Here is a 14,239-nt window from a genome sequence, read left to right as displayed (position 1 = left end):
GATTAAAACATAGAAGGTTTCTTAAGCTTAATAAAAGACATTAAGGTTAAAAGCTGAAAGTTGAGAATAAAATTAATTGGAGTTTTTAATATCTTCTATAAATTCTGAAGGACTATATCCAGTTATATCTTTAAAACAGGCAGAAAATTTACTATGAGAAGAAAAACCACATTCATCTGCCAAATAACTTATTTTATAATTTAAATAAGCTTTATCTGTAGTTAGCTTATTTTTAATATAATTTATTCTTAAATTATTAATGTAGTGGGTATAATCTGTATTTTTATAATTTTTAAGAAAATTCCTAAAATATTTGGTATTTGTATTTAACAAACCTATTAGAGTTGGCAAAGACATGTTTTTATCTAAAAAACCATTGGAAGCTTCAAACTCTTTTAATTTTTCAACAAGATCTTCCTCTGTTTTTTTAGGAAGCACAATATCTGTTGTTTTACTATTATCAATTATAAGAGTTTTATTATTGGTATTAGAGAATATTTTTTTTGTTTTTAAATACATAAAAATTAATAGCGCTATAGCTAAAGCCAAAAATAGAACTATATAGTTTTTACTATTGGGCACAACATCACTTTTATTTGAATTTATGTTAAGTGCTTTGTAAGCACTGTTTATCATTATTTTTTTTTTCTCTTTATTTATATCTAACTGTGCAATATATTTAGAATTGTATAAAGCGAAACTATCAAGCTCTTTATCTAATTTGTAAAATTCTGAAATGCTTTTATACACATTTTCTTTTAAAGAACCATGATTAGACTTTTCGGAAATACTGAGTGCTTTATTTAAATAAAAATAAGAACTATCTTTTTTATTTAAATTTAAATATACATCACCCAATCGCTTGTAAATTAATGAAGCCCAAATAGTATTTTCGGCTCCTACATCATTAATTAATAATCTAGAGTTTGAAAAATGAGAGAGCGCTTTTTCATAATCATCTAAAAACAAATAACACCTACCAAACATTTCTTCTACTTTAGCAAGAGAAAAAGAATTATTTTGTAAATTTTTATCTTTATTATAAATATGAAAAGCAAACTCTAAATGCTCAATAGCTTTTTGATAATCCTTTTCTTCTAATGCAAATTCAGCAAATTCTACATTACATATTGCTTTATAATTTTCTATTTGTTTTTTGTTAGAAAAATAATCACTAATTTTTATACCTTTTTCAAGAAAGGACTTTCCTTTATCATAAAAACCAATCATTCTATATTGTGTAGCTAAAAAGCCATAATTTCTAGCTAAAAGAACATAATCTTTTTCATCTTCAGCAATATTTATAACCTCTAAAGATTTAACAATAGCCTCTCCTCTTTTTTCTTGCTTTGCTAAAATATCAGCAGTTAGCATTAAAGATTTTATTTTATTATGATTACTTTCAGAATACAGAAAAAGAGAATCTGCCAAATACAAAGCTTTAACAGGATCTGATGAAGATATATTTACTGCAATACGATAAAATATAGAATCAAATTTTTTAGATTGAATGTCGGTATTGGTTTGCGAAAAAACCAAATATGGAATAAATAATAAGAGTAATAAAAACCGCATCAATTAGCTAAATAAAATTATTAAAACAATAAATTACTTGTAAAAGTATATTTTACAAATAAACACCTATAATAATGTATGAGTTAGCACAACAAAGATAATTAATTCTTTAAATTATAGGCTACGGATAAACTAAATTTTAAAAAAAAATAAAACCTTACAAATCGAAAGAAATGTAAGGTTTAGAGTTTTATAAATGTGGTCCCACTTGGGCTCGAACCAAGGACCCTCTGATTATGAGATAGACATATAGTCTTTTCATTTAGCTGCATTTAACTTCAAAAATACTGTTTTTCAGTGGTTTATGATTTTTAAGAAATATTTTTGTTTCATCACGTTTCATCAAATGTCTGCATTTGTTGTACGTATGTTAAACTTTTAAAAAAAAATAAATGAAGGCTAGTATCAAAATTATCTTAAAAAAGACAAAATTAAGTAATGGAACTTATCCTATTAACTTAAGAGTAACCATCAGTAGAAAATCAAAATTTTACAAAACACCTTACAATGTATTACCAAAATTCTGGAATGAAAAAACAAGTGAGTTTAACTCTAAATACAAAAACCACTTACAATCTAATCGGATATTAAGCTCAATCAAACAAGATGCATCTAAGATATTAGATACAATGATTGAAGAAAGACACGAATTTACTTTAGACGTCTTTGATTCATTATTTAGACCAGAGAAAATTGAACAGTTAAATTTCATCTCCTTTTTCGAGAAAAGAAAAAATCAATTCTACGAGTCTGGTCAAATTAGTTCTCATAATTCTTATAATGACACTATTTCAGCTCTTAAGAGATTTAATCCTTCAATTACATCTTACCCTTTTTCAAAAATTGATTACACTTTCTTAGTTGCTTTTGAAGCTAACTTGCGAGCTTACGGATGTAATGATGGCGGTATTGGCGTTTACATGCGTAATATTAGAGCTATATATAATTCTGCTATTAAAGCAAAAATTGCCTCTAGAGAATCATATCCCTTCAAAGATTATATCATATCTAAATTAAAATCTAGTAAGATAAAAAAAGCTTTAACCAAACAAGATTTACAATTATTATTAGATTATGATTTTTCTTCAAACAAACAAGGTACTAAGATATTGTATACCTACTTATTCAGCTTCTATTGCCGAGGCATGAATTTTACTGATATAGCAGAGTTAAGATGGGATGATATAGACTTAAGTAATTTCACTTATATTAGAAATAAAACTCAAGTACAACTAAACATAAAAATTCCAGATAATGACATTACAAGAAAAATTATAAATTACTTCAAAACTTACCGTCCATTTGATACAGAATACATTTTCCCAATTTTGAAGAAAGATCTAGAACTATACACAGAAGACGAATTAAAGAAACGTAAAACATTTGTGTTAAATTACTACGGAAAACAACTTAACAAAATTGCACTTGAATGTGGTATTAAAACAAAACTTAATTTTTACACAGCTAGACACACCTTTGCAACATTATCTTTAAAAAAAGGATTGAGTACAGTTATGATCAAACAAGCATTAGGACATAAATCTATCCAAACTACAGAAACATATTTAGAGGATTTCCGTAGAGAAGAACTAGATTTAGCTTTTGAAGATATAATGTAAATAATAGATGGTACAAAAGTAATTCTGAAATGTATTTCTTTTTTAGAATTACTTTTTCCCGTTTTAAAATGAGCCTTAGCGTCAGGCTATAAACCTTTTTGATTAAAGTGTTATTTCACAACTTCATTCCATACATTTTTTCATCCAATTCCTTCCAGTTTGGAATATGTTTTGAAAGTTCTGCCCAAAACTCTTTGGAATGATTTTTTATCTTAGTGTGAACTAATTCGTGGACTAGTAAATAATCGATTAAACTATAAGGTAATTTAATTGCATCTATGTTAATAATGATGGTATTTTCTGGTGTACAGCTTCCCCAACGTTTTTCTAATTTTCTAATTTTTAATTCAGTATAATTTAGCCCTGTTTCTTTAGCCCATTTTTTAATTCTTGGTTTTATCTTTTCTAAAGCTTTTGTTCTGAAGTATTCTTCAAAAGAATGCTTTAGTTCTGATTGGTTATTTAAAGATTGGGGTAACGTAATTCTAAACTTAGATTCCGTAAAATCTATATTAATATCCTTTAAATCATCATTTCTTAAAATTTGAACATAATACTTCCTTCCAAGGTATTGAATACGAGAGCCTGTTACTATGTCTTCATCACCAATAGAACTCACTAATTCCAGTTTATCTAAAATCCATTTGGCTTTTTTTAGGATCAATGTTTCAGCCAATTCATCACTAATATTTTTACCCTTTAAAATTACTCCATCACCTTTTGCAACTGTAATATAATGCGATTTAAGTTCCTCTTTTTTAAGAAAGGAATACTCAATGGTTTTATGTCCGTATTGTACACTAGGCATCGTTATTCTTTATTAAAACATCAATCATTTCCTTTGCTTTCATCTTTGCTTCGCTACGTTCTATTTTTGCAGTGGTTAAGTAACGTCTAATCTTATTTTCAATATCTTTTTTCACTTGACCTTTTGCTTGCCATCCTACGATATTTAGCTCCCCTTTTATAAGGTCGAAAATAGTTTTAGTGGCATCTTCAGCGTCTTCGCCAAAGGATATTTTCATAGAATCATAAACTGCTCGCTCACGTTCTGTTTTAAATCCTTTTTGTTCTCCTTCTTTTTGTTGCTCTATAATTTCATCCTGAATATCAGCATACGCTTTTAGGAGTTGCAATTGAGTAATCCGTTCATCTTTCTTTTGCTTTAATAGCTCATCTAATCGTTGTGCTAGAGGTTTATAAAAATCTGGACTCTTATCTAAACCAACTTTTATAGTGTGCTTTAAATTGTTTCGCATCTTCAACTCTTTGGTAGCTGGTGATGCATTCATAATTTCTTCTTTAAACTTATCTTTATCTATAATAGAAACAGGTTCAGCTAATAGACTTTCTACTCCGTTAGCCTTAAGATGTTCGTCTATCATAGCTTGTAGCATCTTACTTTCATCCTTACTAATTTTTAACTCTTCATCATCTGGAAAGGCATTTTTAGCTCTTAACTTAATTTCATTAAACAGTTTAAAATCCCCTTGATATTTTATTGCTTTTGTATTTGGTAAAACAATGTTTATTGACTTGTTAAAATCCTTTAATAACACCTTAAAATTATCACGTAAATTAATTGGCTCTATGTATCTAACTGCTGCATCTATATAGTCTTCACGTTTATAGATACGGTCAATTTTCAAAGGTTTAAAGAAATCTACCAACTTGGTGTGATTCATTTCTAATTTAGGAAGCTCTTCATTTATATTTTTTAAAATATCGTCTGGTCTAATATCTCCAGAGAATATTTCTAAAGCTTGAATTAAATAAGCTGTAATTCCATTATAATCTATAATATAACCTGCATTTTTACCTTTTCCAGAACGGTTTACTCTAGCAATAGCTTGTAATAGGTTATGCTCTTTTAATGGTTTATCTAAATATAAACAACTAGCTATTGGAGCATCCCAGCCAGTAAGTAACATATCTGATACTATTATAAATGCTGTATTGTCAAATTTCTTTTTACCTGATTTTTCGGTTTCTTTTTCATTACCAAAAGGTAATTTAAAGTTGTCGGTTGCATCCTTAATATCTCCAGGAGGTACAACATACACAGGTTTTTTATTGTTAGGGTTATTTTTATTCCACTCTAAGGTTTTATAATATTCTTTAGCAATTATATCTGACTTAGGGGAGCCAATACTCACTACCACTTTTGATTCAAAATTATGATAACCTTCTTCTTTTAGTTTATGAAATACTTGTTGATATTTAATTGCAGCTTCTCTACCACTACAAACTAACATAGCTTTGTGACCATCTGGATAAATTTTATCTCTATAATGATCTAATATGTGTTTTCCAATATCGTTAACTCTACCTTTTGAAAGTTGATATTTTCTTAAGGCTTCACGCTTTAACTTGTCTTTTTTATCTTCTGAAAAATGCCCGAATTTTTCTTCAAACTCTTTATCTAATTCCTCTTTTTTTACATCAAGCTTCGCAATCCCTTCATCATATAACAATTCAACTGTAGCTCCATCTGCAACAGCTTCTGTAATGGTATATACATCTATATAATCACCTCCATAAAACTCTGCTAATGTAGATTTGTCTTCTTTTGAAATTGGTGTTCCTGTAAAAGCAACAAACTTTGCATTAGGTAATACAGTACGCATAAAAGCAGCTAAAAACCCATAATGACTTCGGTGTGCTTCATCTACTAATATATATAGGTTCTCTTTTTTTGAAAGCTCTTCTAATTCAATTTCTTCACGTTCAATTTCTACCCATTTCCCTTTTTGAAGCTCCTTGGTTATTTTTACAAGAAGTTTATCTTTTAGCTGTTTTTCAATCATTAAATTACCACGTTCTTCTAACTCTGTTTGGTCAGTTGTTGCTGTGGCATCTTTATCCGTTTCTTGAAATTTTTGAAGTGTGGTGGTAATTATCCCTCCATAATCATTTCGTAATAATTTATCTAAATGTACAACTGACAATGCTTGATTTACATTTTTAAACCCTACGTTTTGAAGGGTTGTAGTAATCTGTCTATCTAAATCTTTACGATCAGTCATTATCATTACCGTAGGATTGTCAAAACCATATTCTGAGGCTTGTAACTTACGAGCGACATAAGCCATTGTTAAAGATTTTCCGCTTCCTTGTGTGTGCCAAACTACACCACCTTCACCATTTTGAAGACGTGCTATAGTTTTGTTGGTTGCTCTTAATTGCTGATATCTTGGCAGCTTTTTTATAGTAGTTCCTTCTTCTAATTCAAATAACACAAAATGACGAATAATATCTAACACTCGTTCCTTTTTGAACAACGCTAAGATTAGCTTGTCTTGGTCTTTCTTTGCTTTATTTAGTATTTCTGTATCTTCCTTACTTGTTTTAAAAACTGAGTAAAATTGTTGTTGCGAGTTGATAGCTCCATATTTACCGCCAACATCCCAAATACCAGCACATATTTGATTAAAATGAAATAGCTTTTCTGAATTTTTTTGGTAGTAATCTAAATCTCCGTAAGCTTTATCCCAAGCATTTTGTGCCGTGGGCGATTTACATTCTATAACGCCAATTGGCAAACCATTGATAAACACCACTAAATCGGGAATTGAATTTTGATATTTTCCGTGGAATTTCATTTGATTTACCACCAAAAAATCATTGTTATTTGGCGTTGTATAATCTATATAATGAACTGCCTTAAATTCTTCAACTCCGTTTATAACTTGTTTCACGCTATATGTAGCCCCTCTAATCAATTCCCAAACTTTCTGGTTAATTTCCATTAAGGAAGCTCCATTAATAGAAGTTAACTCAGTATAAGCCTTGTTTAGGTTGTTGTTATTTATCCAAGGGTTAATTCTTTTAATAGCAGCTAATAAACGGTCTTTTAGTAAAACTTCTGTAATATCTGAACGTTCATCTTGTTGGCTAGCATCAAAGTATTGATAGCCCATTTCTTTGAAAAGCTCTATTGCTGGTAGTTCACTATGTATAAATTCTGGAGAGTTATTCATATTGCAATTTTTTCTTAGCATCAATTTTTTTACCGTAATAATATAGTACAAGTTCCAAATCTCGAAGCGTAATGGTTTTATCTATTTTATTACATTTAGAAATCCAATTATTCATTTTTTTTGTATAAAAGAGAACTTTAGCAATGTTGCCTTTATGCTTATTTAATGATAATTCGTCATTCCCCTCAAATGAATTATTCCAAGCTGAAATTACTCGGCTATCGTAAATAGGAATTACATTTGGAGCTATAAAATGTAATGTTTTAGAAACTCCTACAACACTGTTATTTATTACAGGTGTAAGAATTTGAAAAAGCCATTCAATATTGGCTTTCCCAGATTTCAATTTTATGAGTTCGTTCAATAAAATATCATTAGAAACTTCTAGTTTACTAAAATGGATTGTTGGTATTGTAGGCATCCAAGAATAAGCGAAGGCAACAAACTTCCAAAAATCTTCAATACTTGTTAATTGTTGATTTACATATATGTTATATGAATATTGGTACCAAGGGTCATTTTTATTAGCACTAACATCTTCTTTAACTTTTTCTTTTAACGTATTATATAATTCAAAATTTAATTTCATATTGTTTTATGGGGTTTTTGAGCTTTAATTTTTTCTATCGGACATTTCCGAATAAATAACGGGTTTTTGTCCGATAGAATGTCCGATAGAATGTCCGATAGAAACACTTATGCTAAACTATATGTTCTCCATCTATTTTCTCCGACAGCTTTAACAGCTTCATCTTCAATCATCTTATCTAGTTGTCTTTTTAGTTTTTTTCTATTAATTTCAATACCTATTCGTTGATTGATATCGCCAATAGAAGTTGGCTGATAGATTCTTAAATCTTCAATAATTAAATGTTCTAAACGATGTGCTTCAATCTTCTTTAAATCTGTTTTTCCCTTGAAATCGATTTGTTTTAAGAGTTTAGGGTTTACAAAATACTCCGTAGCTTTTGTTCTTCCCTTACTTAAAATAACATCATTTTTAACAAGGTTTCCTATCCAATATTTTAAGCCATCATCATTTCTAATACATAATTTTTTACTCAAAGAAATTGTTGAAATGGTTCCATTTAATGCAATTAATCCTAAAGCAATAATTTCCTTTTGTTTTAAGCCATAATCATCATTTACTTTAGACATTAACCTAACAACTTCTTTGCTAAGAATGTTTTTCTTCACCGTAACAGTAACTCTATCATCATATTCTTCAACAATTGGCTCGGGTTTACCATTAAACAATAGTAGTTCATATACTTTGTCATATCCACTTCCTTCTTTTTCCATTAATTTTAAATCGTGAAAAACTTTAGATAAATGTGTATTTCTATATATGGATTTACTAATTATATTGTTAGGTGTAACACCTAACGGAAGTGGCCCTGGAGAGTGAATTTCTAACCTATCGTGGTAAAGATTTATAAAAATATCACCACGCATAGTATATACTCTATGAACCAATGCATTTGCTATTAATTCTCTAATAACTTCAATATCGTAATTTGGTATTGTTTTTCTAAATATTCCGTCCGATATTTCTAAAGATTCTTTCCAATCAGATAAACTAGCAATTTCATTTAAGAGTTCTTTTGGGTTTAAGGTAAAATCATCCCAAACTATCTTATTAATTTTATTTTCGTGTTCATCATATTTTATAAACTGAACAGATGGTGCGTAATGCATATTTGCTCTGTCTTTTCTCTCACCAATCCACAACACTCCCAAGTTGGTTAAGTAATTGTCTTGAGCTAGAAAATAATGTTCCAACAACTCTTCATGAGGCATTTCTTTTACAAAAGGACTTACTCTGTTTGATGATTGAATATCTTCTAAAAAAGCAGTTGTTTTTATAGAGTTGGCTTTGCTAATAGGAATTTTTCTAACAACTTTTTCCTCCCATACAAAGGCTTGTTTTTCTGCAGCAACCCTTGTCATTTCTTCGGGCATAATGGGTTTACAATCGTCTGCAATACGCATATAATATTTACCACTTGTAGTACAAGCAATAGATTGGGCGCTCCTGAAAATTTTTAATATAATATATTCTCCTCCGTTTGTTGCTAACGCTTTGGAAGCAGATACACCTACGCCAACCGTTTTTTGTGCAATGGTTTTATTTATCTTTTCGATTAAAGTATCTGGAATTTTTTGAGTAGCATCTGGCAACTCTTCATCATCTTCTATACCAATATGTATTTCTCCTCCAACTCCATTTGCAAAACAAACACAGTCTTTTGCTAGTTCATTCCAATCTGTAGTTTTACCTCGAACTATTTTAATTGATTTTTTATCGAAATTGCTGTTTTCTACCATACTCTTTTCCTTTTTTAAACTTTCACCCTAACCTTACCCGTTAACAACTGTTGCATCAAACCTTTTTTCAATTCTTGATATGTGGTTTTCTTTTCTGATAACACTTCTAGTTTTTCATCTACAGAAGTTAATATCTCAACTATTTTTGATTGTTCAATCATAGGAGGTAGTAATATCTTTAAAGGCTCAATAATTGACCTTGACAAGCTAGGAACTCCTGTAGCTTCACTATGCTTTCTCCAATTAATAGATTGAAAAACAACATAAATATAAAAAGGAATCACTCCTTTAAAAGAATGAGTATAAAATAATGTATCTACTGTCCAGAATTTATCATTTAAAAAGACAGGTTTATCAATTGTTCCTTTTCGACCTATTCCAACACTTTCTCCATCATATAAATATTCATTTACGTAAGTCATAATACCTCCTGTTCCATAAACAGGAATACTACCTTCTTGCAAATGCTTATAATCCTTACCACTTCCTAATTTTAAAACATCTCCAATTTTCACAACCTCCCAACTAACAGGAATCTCACCCAAAGCAGAATCCTTAAACTCCGTATGTCCAATGCCTTTGGTTAACAAACGTTGCATTAACCCTTTTTTGAGGTCTTGGGTTTCTGTAATTTGTTGGTCTATAATGTCTATTTTAGCATCTACGGTGCTTAGAATTTCTGCTATTTTTTGTTGTTCATCACAACTTGGAACTGGAATAAATAATCTCTTGAATTTAACTATTGTTAAAGCTTTTTGGCTGGAGCCACCTGAAGCTAAATCTATATGTTTTTGAAAAATATTAGACCTTAGATAATGCATTAAAAATCGCCGATTAAGTCTGTCGGTTATCTTCCTAATCCACATTAAATTCCCATCTTTGAAGTAAAATTTATCCCCTTCTTTAACTAAGTATACAGAACCAATTGTACCAACAGCAGTTACCAGTATATCACCTGATTTTGGTGCTCCAAATTTACTTTTTAATTCATTGTATGTTTCTGTTTTTATATATACAATATCTTTCAACTTATCCCCTTTGGCTAACTGTGAAATTTCTTTTCCACGAAAAAAAGGAATTCCATTTTTAGTGTAGTCTCCCCTATAAACTCTTTTACTTGACGTAATTTCACCCACATCATTGGTTAATAACACCTCCCAATCTATAGGTATTATTCCTAATGGACTTTTTTTATATGTATCCATCATATCCCCAACTCCTTTAGAAATCCAGCTAATTTCTTATTAATATCTGCTTCTTTAGCTTCTAAATCGGCTAAATTTTGGTGTACTGCTTTAATATCTACAATAGGTTCTGGCTCGCTAGTATCAATAAAACGAGATATGTTTAAATTGTAATCGTTATCTGCAATTTCTGCTAGCTCTACAATACGCATGTATTTGTCTACATCTTTAGCATCATCATAAGCGTTTACAATTTTGGTAATATGCTCTGGTAAAATTTCGTTTTGGTTTTTACCATCTTTATAATCGCTACTGGCATCTATAATCGCCACTTTGTTTTTTTGCGCTTCGGTTTTGTTTTTATTGATAATCCAGATACTTGCTGGTATGCCCGTATTATAAAATAAAGCACTTGGTAAGCCCACAATACCTTCTACCAAATCGGCTTCTAGTAAGGCTTTACGTATTTTACCTTCGGTACCACTTCTAAACAATGTACCGTGTGGTAATACCACGCCCGCTTTTCCGTCTTGTTTTAAAACCGCTATCATGTGCTGTAAAAACGCTAAATCGGCATAACCACGTGGTGGAATACCAAATTGAAAACGTCCAAACGGGTCGCTTACTACTTTGTTATAGTTTGGTTTTACTTTTTTCTCTTTTCCGTTTTTATCTAATTTAACTTCAATAGAGTTTTCTGCTGGTGTCCACCAACCATCCATAGAAAACGGTGGATTTGCAATTACTCTATCAAAAAGTGTTAGTTCATTATGCTCGTTTTTATGTTGTGGTGTTACCAGTGTATCACCTTTGCGTATATCGGCATCCATAAAATTGTGGAGTAACATGTTTAGTTTACCGATAGCCCATGTGCCTAAGTTTTTTTCTTGCCCAAATAACGATACATTTACATTATTTCCCACTTTTCCGTTGGGTTGTTCTGCAATATATCTAGCAGACTCAATTAACATACCACCAGAACCACACGTTGGGTCGTACACTTTTTGTTTTGGCTCTGGCTTAATTAGTTGAACTATTAACTGCACCACACCTCTTGGTGTATAGAATTCGCCTCCTTTTTTACCAGCATCATCGGCAAACATTTTAATTAAATACTCGTAGGCATCACCTAATAAATCGTTAGACTCTAAATGGTCGTTTCGTAAAGAATGTTGGTTAAAATGGCGTAATAAACGTTGTAAAAGCTCGTCAGATAATTTTTCTTTATCACCAAATTTCGTCGCTGTCATTACTCCGTCTAAAGAAGTGTTTTCTCGTTCTATACCCGCAAAGGCTTTATCTAAAGCAATACCAATATTTTCGGTATGTTTTTTAATAGTTTCCCATCTAGATTCTTCTGGTAACTGAAAATAAGTATCGTCTTCTGCTTCTTCTCTAGAATAGCCTTCGCGCTGCATTATATTTTCAACTTCTTCTTCAAAAACATCGTTAGAACGCTTTAAAAATAAGAGTCCGAAAATGTAATTTTTATAATCGGAAGAGTCAATACTTCCTCGTAATATATCTGCTGAATCCCATAACCAAGATTCAAGAGTGTCTAATGTTAATTTGTTGTTATTCATAAATAGCTTTACAAAATTATAGCAGTTTTTAATTAAAAGGTGAATTTAAGAATTTTGGTTTAGTAAATTCTTGTATTTTGGGAGAAATTATTACTTTAAGTTAAAGTTCCCATAATAGCTATTTTATTATTTTCAGGGTCTTTAAAAGATGCAAATTCTCCTTCGTGAGTAAAGTCAGTAGTTATTGGAATTATTCCTTTTGTTTTTAGGTTATGTAAATAACCTTTAAAATCATCTACATGAAATGTTAAGGATATATTACTTTGTGCTTCGTCAGCAGTGGTAGGGACAATTTCAATGTAAAGATTTCTATTGTTACTAGTAAAACCTCCGTGGAATTCTCCATAATATTCTAACTCAATTATTAATCCAAATTTATTTGTATACCACTCTGCTAAAACCTTTGGATTTTTTGCTTCAATTACAATTTTACCTACATAATCAATCTTAGGGGTGTTTATTTTTTTATTATTTCTCATCTGTTACTTTTCAAATATTAAGAATATTACTTTCTTGAATCTCGCGAGCAATCTCTTTTAATAGATTGTCAGATATTCCAATACTAAGTTGATATGTGTTAATTACTAATTTAGTGTTATCTTCATTTTTATGAATCCAAAATGGTTGTGAAGTTTTACCATCCACATTTTTTTTCTCAATATATTTCACTTGGAAAATATCTTCAATTTCATTTTTATCTTTTGTAATATTAAAGTAACCTACTCCTGAAATTATAACTATTTTAAAACTTTGAAAAAATTTTGAATTTAAAATGTTTTCTTTTCTGAATCCTATAGAAAAACTATTAGCATTAGCCGTCTTTTTACTTGGTGTTGAATTTACCTCTGTGATAAAAGAATCATCATGAAAGTTAATATCTTTATTTAAAGGTGTATTGTAAATATAATTAATCAATTTTTGATAATTCATCCAAGTCACGCTTGTACCGTTGTTACCCTTCCTATTGTCCCTTTTTAGTATTTGACCTTTATAAGGAAATCTAGGGTTGTACCCATTCTCAGTAGGGTTTTCTTTATTTGCTATTTGTTGCTTATTCCAAAAATTAAAATTCCCAAGCGTTTCAATTCTATATTGATCAGTATCAATTTCAAAGGCTGTTTCTTTTCCAATAATTAATATATCAGATAATGGATCTCCTGTCCCTATATATTTGTACTCTTCAATTTCAGACTTCTCATTCAAACTATTTAATAGTTCGTTAAATAGTTGTTGTTTATTTTCCATTTTTTATTGTTTTTTTAATAATACGTAATTTCACGTTCAAAGATAGCTTTAGGTATTTCAATATTATTTTTAATTATAAATTCCTTTTTTTTCACCCAATTTTTATGTTTATCTATTTTATACTTAAATTTCTTTTTTTCTGAGATGTTATTTTCAGAATCATATTTAATTTCCTCTAGGGTATCTCCTAAAGTATTTACAATATAAATGGTTTTTCCTAAATCGTTACAAAACTCAATAAGATTTCCTTTAGTATCATATTTGTAAATTTCTTTCCAAATTAAATTGTTGTCAATATCAAAATTTAAATGTTCTATTTCATTCTTTTGCAAATGATATTCTATGGAAGTTGTGCCGTTATCCCAATGTTCCAATACATTTCCATTTTCTTGATATTTAAAAAAACATTCAGATATTAATTCGCCATTATCATCAAAATACTTATAGTTGGTTAAATAGTCTTTTGAGTTAAACGACGGTATTAATAGAACTATTCTTTGACCGCAGCTATCAAATGCTGAAGACTCTATAATATTACCTCGTATATCAAAAGCATCATATTCTTTTTCAAAAAGAGCATAAATATTATTGTCTTTTTGTCGGGTTAAATTATGTTTTATCGTTGTAACGGATTTAATTTTTCCATTAAGATTGTTTTCTTTCCAGTTAAATTTTTTCTTTATTTCTGTTAATTCTCTTTTTCTTAAAACTAGATTTTCAGACAT

The 14,239-nt window shown here is 29.7% G+C and carries 11 protein-coding genes; 1 reads left to right on the top strand and 10 read right to left on the bottom strand.

Features of this window, described 5'->3' with window-relative positions:
* Window positions 1-72: 72 nt before the first annotated feature.
* Window positions 73-1,575 (bottom strand): AraC family transcriptional regulator, encoded by a 1,503-nt coding sequence (locus MHL31_RS13040; RefSeq protein WP_240226387.1) that lies wholly within the window; start codon window positions 1,573-1,575, stop codon window positions 73-75.
* Window positions 1,576-1,967: 392 nt separating this feature from the next.
* Between MHL31_RS13040 and MHL31_RS13035 the strand changes: the two genes are divergently transcribed.
* Window positions 1,968-3,194, top strand: a complete 1,227-nt coding sequence (locus MHL31_RS13035) for a site-specific integrase (RefSeq protein ID WP_240226386.1) — start codon at window positions 1,968-1,970, stop codon at window positions 3,192-3,194.
* Between the two features lie 115 nt (window positions 3,195-3,309).
* Here the strand turns inward: MHL31_RS13035 and MHL31_RS13030 are convergent, their stop codons facing one another.
* From MHL31_RS13030 to MHL31_RS12990, 9 genes are all read right to left on the bottom strand, one after another.
* A complete protein-coding gene (locus MHL31_RS13030; protein WP_240226385.1) occupies window positions 3,310-4,002 on the bottom strand; it encodes a M48 family metallopeptidase in 693 nt (230 codons plus the stop codon).
* The gene (locus MHL31_RS13025) at window positions 3,995-7,174 is read right to left on the bottom strand and encodes a type I restriction endonuclease subunit R (RefSeq protein WP_240226384.1); all 3,180 of its coding nucleotides are present in this window, start codon (window positions 7,172-7,174) and stop codon (window positions 3,995-3,997) included. The genes MHL31_RS13030 and MHL31_RS13025 overlap by 8 nt, the downstream gene beginning before the upstream one ends.
* A complete protein-coding gene (locus MHL31_RS13020; RefSeq protein WP_240226383.1) occupies window positions 7,167-7,763 on the bottom strand; it encodes a hypothetical protein in 597 nt (198 codons plus the stop codon). The genes MHL31_RS13025 and MHL31_RS13020 overlap by 8 nt, the downstream gene beginning before the upstream one ends.
* Window positions 7,764-7,870: 107 nt before the next feature.
* On the bottom strand, window positions 7,871-9,502 hold the full coding sequence (locus MHL31_RS13015) for an ATP-binding protein (protein ID WP_240226382.1): 1,632 nt from the start codon (window positions 9,500-9,502) through the stop codon (window positions 7,871-7,873).
* A 14-nt stretch (window positions 9,503-9,516) separates the two neighbouring features.
* On the bottom strand, window positions 9,517-10,707 hold the full coding sequence (locus tag MHL31_RS13010; RefSeq protein ID WP_240226381.1) for a restriction endonuclease subunit S: 1,191 nt from the start codon (window positions 10,705-10,707) through the stop codon (window positions 9,517-9,519).
* On the bottom strand, window positions 10,707-12,269 hold the full coding sequence (locus tag MHL31_RS13005; RefSeq protein WP_240226380.1) for a class I SAM-dependent DNA methyltransferase: 1,563 nt from the start codon (window positions 12,267-12,269) through the stop codon (window positions 10,707-10,709). The genes MHL31_RS13010 and MHL31_RS13005 overlap by 1 nt, the downstream gene beginning before the upstream one ends.
* A gap of 95 nt (window positions 12,270-12,364) precedes the next feature.
* Entirely contained in the window at window positions 12,365-12,748 is a 384-nt protein-coding gene (locus MHL31_RS13000) for a VOC family protein (protein ID WP_240226379.1), read from the bottom strand.
* Window positions 12,749-12,758: 10 nt separating this feature from the next.
* Window positions 12,759-13,514, bottom strand: coding sequence for a hypothetical protein (locus MHL31_RS12995; RefSeq protein ID WP_240226378.1), 756 nt, complete (start codon window positions 13,512-13,514; stop codon window positions 12,759-12,761).
* 14 nt (window positions 13,515-13,528) lie between these two features.
* A complete protein-coding gene (locus tag MHL31_RS12990) occupies window positions 13,529-14,239 on the bottom strand; it encodes a hypothetical protein (RefSeq protein WP_240226377.1) in 711 nt (236 codons plus the stop codon).

The sequence above is a fragment of the Lutibacter sp. A80 genome (genome assembly GCF_022429645.1).
Taxonomy (GTDB): Bacteria; Bacteroidota; Bacteroidia; order Flavobacteriales; family Flavobacteriaceae; genus Lutibacter.
Note: the sequence above shows the minus strand (reverse complement) of the source record. Positions and strands in the feature narration are given on the sequence as shown.